Source organism: Botryobacter ruber, assembly GCF_003347595.2.
Classification (GTDB): Bacteria; Bacteroidota; Bacteroidia; order Cytophagales; family Hymenobacteraceae; genus Pontibacter; species Pontibacter ruber_A.
Genome location: NZ_QCZK02000055.1, coordinates 90,395 through 99,217 on the forward strand (window position 1 = coordinate 90,395; position 8,823 = coordinate 99,217).

Annotated in this window: 9 protein-coding genes; 7 read left to right on the forward strand and 2 right to left on the reverse strand. The window is 48.0% G+C overall.

What is annotated here, in order from left to right:
* The first annotated feature begins 61 nt into the window (after positions 1-61).
* The 7 genes from rplQ (at position 62) to DCW36_RS18620 (ending at position 7,032) form a co-directional block, all read left to right on the forward strand.
* Positions 62-568, forward strand: a complete 507-nt coding sequence (gene rplQ, locus DCW36_RS18590) for a 50S ribosomal protein L17 (protein WP_114778267.1) — start codon at positions 62-64, stop codon at positions 566-568.
* Between the two features lie 99 nt (positions 569-667).
* The gene (gene carA, locus DCW36_RS18595; RefSeq protein WP_114778457.1) at positions 668-1,774 is read left to right on the forward strand and encodes a glutamine-hydrolyzing carbamoyl-phosphate synthase small subunit; all 1,107 of its coding nucleotides are present in this window, start codon (positions 668-670) and stop codon (positions 1,772-1,774) included.
* Between the two features lie 18 nt (positions 1,775-1,792).
* Positions 1,793-3,070, forward strand: coding sequence for a phosphopyruvate hydratase (gene eno / locus DCW36_RS18600; RefSeq protein ID WP_114778268.1), 1,278 nt, complete (start codon positions 1,793-1,795; stop codon positions 3,068-3,070).
* 97 nt (positions 3,071-3,167) lie between these two features.
* Positions 3,168-3,467, forward strand: coding sequence for an FtsB family cell division protein (locus DCW36_RS18605; RefSeq protein ID WP_114778269.1), 300 nt, complete (start codon positions 3,168-3,170; stop codon positions 3,465-3,467).
* 322 nt (positions 3,468-3,789) lie between these two features.
* Entirely contained in the window at positions 3,790-4,287 is a 498-nt protein-coding gene (locus DCW36_RS18610) for a DinB family protein (protein ID WP_114778270.1), read from the forward strand.
* A gap of 292 nt (positions 4,288-4,579) precedes the next feature.
* Entirely contained in the window at positions 4,580-6,442 is a 1,863-nt protein-coding gene (hscA, locus tag DCW36_RS18615) for a Fe-S protein assembly chaperone HscA (RefSeq protein ID WP_114778271.1), read from the forward strand.
* Between the two features lie 53 nt (positions 6,443-6,495).
* On the forward strand, positions 6,496-7,032 hold the full coding sequence (locus DCW36_RS18620; RefSeq protein ID WP_125185144.1) for a hypothetical protein: 537 nt from the start codon (positions 6,496-6,498) through the stop codon (positions 7,030-7,032).
* Between the two features lie 350 nt (positions 7,033-7,382).
* On the opposite strand, the gene DCW36_RS18625 is transcribed toward DCW36_RS18620, so the two are convergent.
* The gene (locus tag DCW36_RS18625) at positions 7,383-7,721 is read right to left on the reverse strand and encodes a hypothetical protein (protein ID WP_114778273.1); all 339 of its coding nucleotides are present in this window, start codon (positions 7,719-7,721) and stop codon (positions 7,383-7,385) included.
* A gap of 9 nt (positions 7,722-7,730) precedes the next feature.
* Positions 7,731-8,798: an Ldh family oxidoreductase gene (locus DCW36_RS18630; RefSeq protein WP_114778274.1), complete on the reverse strand. Its 1,068-nt coding sequence runs from the start codon at positions 8,796-8,798 to the stop codon at positions 7,731-7,733.
* Between the last annotated feature and the right edge of the window lie 25 nt (positions 8,799-8,823).

Below are 8,823 nucleotides of genomic sequence, written 5' to 3' on the forward strand. Positions count from 1 at the left end.
GGCATAATTCCCGATCCCTTAACAGGTTGATCGACGGTATGCACGTGCACAAATTACAATAATGAGACACGGTAAAAAAGTAAATCACTTAGGAAGAACCGCTTCACACCGAAAAGCGATGCTGTCTAACCTGGCATCATCCTTAATCCTGCACAAGCGAGTTTCTACTACAGTTGCTAAAGCTAAGGCACTACGTAAATATGTTGAGCCTCTGCTGACTAAATCTAAAAGCGACACTACGCACTCACGAAGAACAGTTTTTGCTTATCTGCAAAACAAGGAGTCTGTAAAAGAGCTTTTCGACCAAGTATCTTCTAAAATCGCAGGCAGACCAGGTGGCTATACTAGGATAATTAAAACTGGTTACAGACTTGGTGACAACGCTGAAATGTGTGTGATTGAGTTAGTAGATTTCAACGAGGATATGTTAGCAGCAACAACTGCTGCAGCTGGTGCTAAGAAAACTCGTCGTCGTTCTGGTAAAAAAGCTGGTGGTACTACTACAGAAGCTTCTACTGAATCTGAAGCTCCTGCAGCAGAAGCCGAAGGTGAAAAAGCAAATGACTAACATAAAGGTGCTGAAAATCATCTTTTCAAATGTTAAATATTTTAAAAGGGACACGACTTATATCGTGTCCCTTTTTTATTTTTGTACCAAATTATGATAATGAAAAAGCAAATTCACAACGAAGCAATTCTGTTATTAGAAGACGGAACATTTTATAAAGGCAAGAGCCTTGGACTGATTGGCACTACGGGAGGGGAGCTCTGTTTCAATACAGGGATGACTGGATATCAGGAAATCTTTACCGATCCTTCTTATTATGGACAAATTGTGATTACCACCGTATCGCATGTTGGTAATTATGGTGTGCAGCACGAGGAGGTTGAATCTGATAATATCCAGATTAAAGGGCTTGTGTGTAAAGAGTTTTCGGAATTTTTTTCCAGAAATACAGCAGAAGGATCTTTACAGCAGTATTTTGAAAAAGCTGGCATCGTAGGAATTTGTGAAATTGATACCCGTGCGCTTGTACGCTACATCCGTGACAAAGGCGCTATGAATGCGGTAATTTCTTCTGAGACTTCTGACCCTGAAGTGTTAAAGCAGAAATTAGCTGCTGTTCCGTCCATGAAAGGTCTGGAACTATCTTCTCATGTTAGCACGGGACAGGTGTATGAAGTGAAGCCGGAAGAAACAAAATTCCGTGTCGCTGTACTGGATTTGGGTATCAAGAAAAATATTATCAACAATTTGGTTTCGAGAGGCTGTGAGCTAAGAGTTTATCCTTACAACACCCCATTTGAAGAAATGGAGAAGTGGAATCCGGATGGTTATTTTATTTCGAACGGTCCTGGTGATCCAGCTGCTACAACCGAGGCAGTGGAAAGTGTGAAGAAAATCCTGAGCAAGTCAAAACCAATGTTTGGTATTTGCTTGGGTCATCAGATGCTGGCGCAGGCGAATGGCATTCCTACTTATAAAATGCACAACGGGCACCGGGGCCTGAACCACCCGGTGAAGAACCTGATCACTGGCCGAAGTGAGATTACCTCCCAGAACCACGGTTTCGTGGTGGATGCAGCGGCTATCGCCAGTCATCCGGAAGTGGAGGTAACACACATCAACCTCAACGACAATTCTATTGAAGGTATTCGCGTGAAGGGCAAACCGGCCTTCTCGGTGCAGTATCACCCGGAGTCTTCTCCAGGCCCGCACGATTCTGAATATCTTTTTGATGATTTCATCAAATTATTAGAACAATATAAGTAAACCCTTAAACAACTTAACATGAGCTTAATTACTGACATTAAAGCCAGGCAAATTTTCGACTCCAGAGGTAATCCTACTGTTGAGGTTGATGTAGTAACCGAAAATGGCTCTATTGGCCGTGCTGCTGTTCCGTCTGGTGCTTCTACAGGTGTGCACGAGGCTGTTGAACTTCGTGACAATGACAAGAGCAAGTACATGGGCAAAGGTGTACTGCAGGCTGTTCAGAACGTAAATGAGAAAATTGCAGAAGAACTGATTGGCTTTTCTGTATTTGAGCAGAACCTGCTCGATAAAATCATGATTGAACTGGATGGTACCAGCAACAAAGGCAACCTTGGTGCTAATGCTATCCTGGGTGTATCGCTGGCTGCTGCCCGTGCTGCTGCACAGGAACTGCACATGCCGCTTTACCGCTACGTAGGCGGTGTTAATGCCAACACGCTTCCGGTTCCGATGATGAACATCCTGAATGGCGGTAGCCATGCCGATAACTCTATCGACTTCCAGGAGTTTATGATCATGCCGGTTGGTGCTTCTTCTTTCTCGCATGCACTTCGTATGGGAACGGAGGTGTTCCATCACCTGAAAAACGTTCTGAAGAAGAAAGGCATGTCTACAAACGTAGGCGACGAAGGTGGTTTTGCGCCAAACATCGCTTCTAACGAAGAGGCTATCCAGGTGGTACTGCAGGCAATTGAAACTGCCGGTTACAAGCCAGGCGACGATATCATGATTGCCATGGACGCTGCCAGCTCTGAGTTCTACGATGAGGCATCAGGTTTGTATCACTTCAAAAAATCTACAGGCGACAAGCTGACTTCTTCTGAGCTGGTAAGCTACTGGGCTGACTGGGCTAAGAAATACCCAATCATCTCAATCGAAGACGGTATGGCAGAAGACGACTGGAAAGGCTGGAAAGAACTGACTACTGCTATCGGTGATAAAGTGCAGCTGGTAGGCGACGACCTGTTTGTAACAAACGTAAACCGTCTGCAGCAGGGTATCGACCAGCAGATCGCGAACTCTATTCTGATCAAAGTAAACCAGATCGGTACGCTTACCGAAACCATCAACGCAATCAACCTTGGCCTGCGTCATGGTTATAAGAGCGTAATGTCGCACCGTTCCGGCGAGACAGAAGACAATACCATTGCCGACCTGGCGGTAGCGCTTAACACAGGTCAGATTAAAACTGGTTCAGCTTCCCGTTCTGATAGGATGTCGAAGTACAACCAGCTGATTCGCATTGAAGAAGAACTGGGCGAAATCGCTTATTTCCCTGGTAAAAAGTTCTAAGCAGGTATTAGTAAAATAAATATGGGTAAGGCTGTGTGTTTTCGGACGCACAGCCTTATTTTTGTATTAGTACCTATCTAATACACAGCTGTTGATTATGTTGAAGCGCGTCCCAAAAATATTCCGGAATTTCTATTTCATTACCACCACTTTGTTTTTGATCTGGATGCTGTTCTTCGATTCCAACGACTTTATCACGCAGTTCCACATGAGCCGCCAGCTCAGCGAGAAGGAGAGCGAAAAAGAATACTACCTCGAGAAAATGGAGCAGGTAGAAAAAGACCGCAAAGAACTAATGAGCAATCCCGAGCTCCTCGAAAAATTTGCCCGCGAAAAATACCTCATGAAGCGCCCGAACGAGGATGTGTTCATTCTGGTGCCACAGAAAGAGGAATAGGAACTGCCCGGCAGTAGCAGAGGCTGTGGTGGCAGGTGCAGCAGATTTTCTGTACCGTTGTAATAGTGATTGAAGGATGAGTGTAATTTCTTTTTATCAGCAATTGGTTTACGCGCCTCCAGACTATTGTTCCAGCAATTATTGTTTCTTTAGTTCTTCTCCTTTATCATATAATTCATTTCATCACTACCATCAGCGGTTCAGAATATTTACTGCACCTGCCACCACTCCCTCTGCTCTATAAAAAACTATTAACTAAATATATTAGTATTTGCTAATTAGTTTAGTTAATATTGCTGCTCAATAAAATCAAAATAAACCTATGAAAATCATCCAAAAGCTTCTGATGGAAATTGAAGAAGAAGGGCAAAGAACCCGTAAGATGTTAGCTATTGTGCCAAACGACCAATACAATTGGCAGCCGCACGCCAAAAGCATGCCTGTTAAAGACCTCGCGCTGCACATTGCCGATTTGCCAACCTGGATAACCTTAGCCGTTACCACCGACGAGCTTGACTTTGCGACCAGCCCATACAATCCTGGAAATGCAAGCAACACAGAGGAACTGTTAGCGCTCTTCGAGAAGAACCAGGCCAAGGCAAAAGCAGACATGGCGCAGGCAACAGAAAAGCAACTGGAAGAACCCTGGAGCTTAAAGAATGGTGAGGTGGTGTACATGACCTTATCGAAGTATGAAACGGTTCGCCATGCGCTGGCGCAAACCATTCATCACCGGGCACAGCTGGGCGTGTACCTGCGCCTGCTCAACATCCCCATCCCTGGCAGCTACGGCCCAAGCGCCGACGAGCAAGGACTGTAGGAGTTAGAGAGTTTGGGAGGTAGAAAGTTTATAGTGAAAGTGTGGGGCAGGGACAACTGCCTTAGGTGGTTATTTGATTTCTTCCTGTCATTTCATTGTAAATTTTTTTCGTACAATATGCAGAACCCATCACTCTAACTCCCAAACTCTCTAACTCCCAAACTTTTTAACTTCCCAACCTTCTACCTTTCTACCTCTCTACCTCCTATAACGCATAACCAATAACTAATTCGTACCTTTGTATCTGTGTGCCGCTGCCTTTCCGGTGGCGGATGAACGTAAAACAGATACTATGGCAAAAGTAGCAATAAACCTATCTACAGGCTCCATTCAGCAGGAAGAGGTGATTGTAGGTATCGATTTGGGTACAACCAACAGCCTGGTTGCCTACATACATCCCGAAGATAAAAAGCCCATTGCGATAAACGACCAGGGCCGCGGCACCATCGTGCCGTCGGTGGTGCACTTCACGCAGCAGGGCGAAACCATTGTGGGCAACGAGGCTAAAGAATACCTCACCACCGACCCCGCCAACACCATCTACTCCGTAAAGCGCCTGCTGGGCAAGTCGTACCAGGACCTGGGCGAGCACCGCGATTACTTCGGCTACAAAATTATTGACGATAACACCGAAGGACTGGTAAAGATACGGGTAGGAGACAGATTCTATTCACCTATCGAACTGTCAGCCGAAATCCTGAAGGAGCTGCGGGAGCGGGCAGAGCATTCGCTTAAAACGCCTGTCAACAGGGCCGTTATCACGGTACCGGCCTACTTCAACGATTCACAACGCCAGGCCACCCGTGACGCCGGTAAACTGGCCGGGCTGGAAGTGCTGCGCATCATCAACGAACCTACGGCTGCCTCGCTGGCCTACGGCATCGGCATCAGCCCCGAAGAAGAGAAAACCATTGCCGTGTATGATTTAGGCGGCGGAACTTTCGATATCTCTATCCTGAGCATCCACCAAGGCATTTTCGAAGTGCTGGCCACCAACGGCGACACCTACCTCGGCGGCGACGACCTGGACCGGGAGATTATCAATTACTGGATAAAGGAGAACGAACTGGTAGCCGACACCATCAACCAGGACAAGCACCTTTCGCAGGAGCTGCGCCTGAAAGCAGAAGAAGCCAAGAAAGCCCTCAGTTCAGCAGCGGAATACACCAGCGACATCGACGGCAAAATCAGGTGCCACATCACCCGCGACAAGTTTGAAGAACTCATCCAGCCGATTGTAGCCAGAACCATCCGCAGCTGCGAACAAGCCCTGTCCGATGCCAAACTGACGCCGGAGCAGATTGATGCCGTGATTATGGTGGGAGGTTCTACCAGGGTGCCGCTTGTGTACAATGCCGTTTCGGAGTTCTTCGGCAAGCCCGCCAACAACTCCCTGAACCCCGACGAAGTAGTGGCCCTGGGAGCCGCCATACAAGCCGACATCCTGGCCGGTAACCGCAAAGACATCCTGCTGCTCGACGTAACGCCACTCACGCTCGGCATCGAAACCATGGGCGGCCTGATGGATTCCATCATCCCGCGCAACTCCAAAATACCAACCAAAGCCGGCCGCCAGTACACCACATCGGTAGACGGGCAGGTGAACATGAAGATATCAGTCTACCAGGGCGAGCGCGACCTGGTAAAGGAAAACCGCAAGCTGGCCGAGTTCGACCTCAAAGGAATTCCCGCCATGCCGGCAGGTTTCCCGAAAGTAGATGTAAACTTCATCCTGAACGCCGACGGCATCCTGAAAGTGGAAGCGATAGAGCTGCGCTCCGGGGTGCGGCAGGAGGTAGAGGTAAAACCGCAGTACGGCCTCACCGACGCACAGGTAGAGCAGATGCTGATGGACTCCATCACCCACGCCCGCGAAGACGTAGCAGCCCGCATGGTCATCGAAGCCCGCACCACCGGTGAGCAGATGGTGTACCAGGTAGAGCAATTCCTCAAAAAGAACGGCCAGCATTTAACCGAGGATGAAGTTTCGCTGACCCAAACCAATGTGCAAAACCTAAAAAACGTGCTCACCTCCGGCGACAAAGATACCATCCTGAAAGCCGTAGACACCCTGGAAGAGCAAACCAGCCCCTTCGCCGAACGTGTGATGCAGATATCTATCAAGCAGGCCATGGCCGGGAAGAAGATTGAGTAGATTATCTTTTATTATGTGAAGATACTTATAAGTAGCTTTAACAAATTGTATTATTGAAACCAATTGTAATAAATAGGACGATTAAAGATTATTATAGACAAGCATTGTTTATAGAGAAAGTCACGCGCCATTCTGAAAGAAAAAGGTTAAGGAATACATTTTTTACACTTGTAACTTTATCTGTACTTCTAGTAGGAATAATTACAATAGGCACTGCAGAAACCTTTATTGGATTTACTATAGTCTTGGTGTTTGCTTGGGTTATATTCTCAATTTATTCTTTGATTAGATTTATTCGGTTCCAAAAGTTGAAGAATTTAATATTGAGAAAAGCTACAGAAGAAGTTGTTAAGGGGAAACGTCACGAGATAAGCTTTAATGAAGAATTCATCAAATATTTTACTGATGATGCAAAAGTAGAATTTAAGTGGAACAACTTTAAAGCTTATCTTGAAGAGGAAGATACTATTTATCTAATACCCGAGAACCCCAAACATACCTGGTCTTTCTCAAAGGAGGAAATTGGTGCAAAACCTTTGTCTGACTTATGTGAACTAGCAAAGAGCAAGCTTCCACAACTAAAATATTAGTTTATCAAAGGTGAGATTGGAAGACAATTTTATTTTACACTCACCATAAATTGCGCTGGCGATAAGCTTGATGTAGTAGCATTATCTCTGAATAAAACAGAAAGACCGCTGGCAAATCAATGTCAGCGGTCTTTTTTATTTTCACCACATCATACAGCTCCAGCCACCAAACTCACGCAGCCAGCTCAAATGACCTCGCAGCGTCTTCAAGACCTGCGAGCGTCTCGTGGTAGAAAGTAAAAAGTCTGCTGCACCAGCCATCATTCCCTCTCCTCTAAAAAACAAAGCGCAGAAGCAACTGGCACAGACGCTCGCAGGTCCTAAAGACGCTGCGAGGTCAATACATCTATCTACCCCACCGCCTCCAGTACAAACCGCAGCAAGGTAAAACTAAAGTACAGCAGCGTTATCGCCACAATTACCCCTACCATCACATTGGCGTAGGGCGCATCCTCTTCCCGTACCCGCTTCACACCCCAGTACACATAGGCTAGCAGCGCCACAAGGCCATATACCAGCAGGAGGATAGGCACCGCGAGCAGCACCTGCACCGAAGCGAAGCGCCAGAAATAGTTGAGGCCAAGCCACAGCACGTTCAGGAGCCAGACCAGCACCAGCATCACGAGGCACCGGTTGGGCGAGCCCAGCCCCAGTTTAGCCAGTAAATTCACCGTACTACCTGCTGCCATGGCAGAAGATTATAGCTGAACGCCAAACTTCTTGCCCAGCTCTTCCAGGTCGCGCTCCACCGGACCCAGCAGCGGAATGCCTTTTTTCAGGCGCTTCTCCGTCATCTCACGCTCCGGGTCGCCGGGAATGAGCACGGCTTTTTCGCCTTTCTTTACTTTCGCTTTGCGGAAGGTTGTAATCCAGTTATCCATGTGGTCCTTAAAATCATTGGCCGGACGGAACGCATCTACGCGCATGGCGCCCAGGAAATGGCCGATGCCTTCGCCCACCAGGTTTTCGGCCAGCGGCAGGAAGCTCACGAAAGGCGGCACCCACGGGCCATAATTGGCACCGGAAAGTACAGCCGAGAATATATCAACAACCGCAGAAAGCGCATACCCTTTGTGGCTGCCGTGTGTCCGGTCGCTGCCCAACGGGAGGAGGGAGCCACCTTCTTTAAGTTCATGTGGGTTGGCCGTACGCTTGCCATCAGCGGTTTGTATCCAGCCAATGGGCGCCTTTTTCTCTTTGCGCTGCAGTATCTCCAGCTTGCCATTGGCGGCAGCAGAGGTAGCCAGGTCAGCCACAAACGGCGGCTGCAGGTTGGTAGGTACGGCTACGGCAATGGGGTTAGTGCCCAGCATGCGGTCTGTCGAGAAAGTAGGCGCTACCAAGGGGCTGGCATTGGTCATGGCCAGGCCAATCATATCTTTTTCCAGGGCCATCATGGCGTGGTAGCCGGCAATACCGAAGTGGTTCGAATTCTTGACCGATACCCAGCCGGTACCTACCCGGTCAGCTTTTTCTTTGGCAATGGCCATGGCACGCGGCGCAATGACCAGGCCCAGGCCGCGGTCGCCATCGACGGTGGCGGTGCTGGGGGTTTCGTGCACGATGCGCATTTGTGGTTTTGCATTGATGCGGCCGGCATCCCACAGGCGCACATAGCCACTCAGGCGCGCAATGCCATGTGAGTCCACGCCGCGCAGGTCGGCTTCGAGTAAAACTTCGGTAGCAAGACGGGCATCCTCTTCAGGGCAACCCATGCGCAGAAAAATCTCCCGGGTAAAATCAAAAAGCTGTCGGTACGGATACATAAATAGAAATTGATAATCTTTGCGG

Bases quoted from the DNA above. Each gene is read 5' to 3' on its own strand.
- DCW36_RS18610 (WP_114778270.1), top strand. From the start codon at position 3,790: ATGAAAATCATCCAAAAGCTTCTGATGGAAATTGAAGAAGAAGGGCAA.
- carA (WP_114778457.1), top strand. From the start codon at position 668: ATGAAAAAGCAAATTCACAACGAAGCAATTCTGTTATTAGAAGACGGA.
- eno (WP_114778268.1), top strand. From the start codon at position 1,793: ATGAGCTTAATTACTGACATTAAAGCCAGGCAAATTTTCGACTCCAGA.
- rplQ (WP_114778267.1), top strand. From the start codon at position 62: ATGAGACACGGTAAAAAAGTAAATCACTTAGGAAGAACCGCTTCACAC.
- DCW36_RS18625 (WP_114778273.1), bottom strand. From the start codon at position 7,721: ATGGCAGCAGGTAGTACGGTGAATTTACTGGCTAAACTGGGGCTGGGC.
- DCW36_RS18630 (WP_114778274.1), bottom strand. From the start codon at position 8,798: ATGTATCCGTACCGACAGCTTTTTGATTTTACCCGGGAGATTTTTCTG.
- DCW36_RS18605 (WP_114778269.1), top strand. From the start codon at position 3,168: ATGTTGAAGCGCGTCCCAAAAATATTCCGGAATTTCTATTTCATTACC.
- hscA (WP_114778271.1), top strand. From the start codon at position 4,580: ATGGCAAAAGTAGCAATAAACCTATCTACAGGCTCCATTCAGCAGGAA.